The organism is Nocardia sp. NPDC003345 (assembly GCF_053589395.1).
Window position 1 is genome coordinate 1 of record NZ_JBSFRU010000623.1, and the last position, 1,134, is coordinate 1,134.

A 1,134-nucleotide genomic window follows, 5' to 3' on the forward strand; every position below is an offset into this window, starting at 1 on the left:
CTCGAAGCGATGCGCCGCAGGCGCGAGTCTCGAGCGCGGAAACGCGGGACCTGAGGGGCCGAAACCCCGCCGCGCGTCAGCGCGGCTTAATGAAACTGCCCCTCTTCGGTGGAGCCCTTGAGGGCCGCCGTCGAAGTGTTGGGGTCGACCGTGGTGGCGATGGTGTCGAAGTAGCCGGCACCGACCTCACGCTGGTGCTTGATGGCGGTGAAGCCACGCTCGGCGGCGGCCTTGAACTCGCGCTCCTGCAGGTCGACGAAGGCGGTCATACCCTCGCGGGCGTAGCCGTAGGCCAGGTCGAACATGCCGTAGTTGAGCGAGTGGAAGCCGGCCAGGGTGATGAACTGGAACTTGAAGCCCATCGCGCCGAGTTCACGCTGGAACTTCGCGATGGTCGCGTCGTCCAGGTGCGCCTTCCAGTTGAAGGACGGCGAGCAGTTGTAGGCCAGCAGTTGGTCCGGGAATTCACCGCGGACGGCCTCGGCGAACTTGCGCGCGACCTCGAGGTCCGGCACGCCGGTCTCCATCCAGATGAGGTCGGAGTAGGGGGCGTAGGCCTTGGCGCGGGCGATGCAGGGCTCGATGCCGTTCTTCACACCGAAGAAGCCTTCGGCGGTGCGGGTGCCGTCGAGGAATTCGCGGTCGCGCTCGTCCACATCGGAGGTGATGAGGGTGGCGGCTTCGGCGTCGGTGCGGGCGATGATCACCGAGGGGACCTCGGCGACGTCGGCGGCCAGGCGCGCGGAGGTCAGGGTGCGGATGTGCTGCTGGGTGGGGATGAGCACCTTGCCACCGAGGTGGCCGCACTTCTTCTCCGAGGCCAGCTGGTCTTCCCAGTGCACACCGGCGGCGCCGGCGGCGATCATGGCCTTCTGCAGTTCGTAGGCGTTCAGCGCGCCACCGAAGCCGGCTTCGGCGTCGGCGACGATCGGGGCCAGCCAGTTCTCGACGGAGGTGTCGCCTTCGACCTTGGCGATCTCGTCGGCGCGCAGCAGCGCGTTGTTGATACGACGGACCACGGCGGGCACCGAGTTGGCCGGGTAGAGGCTCTGGTCCGGGTAGGTGTGACCGGAGAGGTTCGCGTCACCGGCGACCTGCCAGCCCGACAGGTAGATGGCCTCAAGGCCATCTACC

General features: G+C 67.5%; 1 protein-coding gene. It reads right to left on the reverse strand.

Annotated features, from left to right (window positions below):
* Nucleotides 1-86 precede the first annotated feature (86 nt).
* On the reverse strand, nt 87-1,134 hold a 1,048-nt coding region (gene aceA, locus ACWDU1_RS32490), incomplete at its 5' end, for an isocitrate lyase (protein ID WP_450004240.1).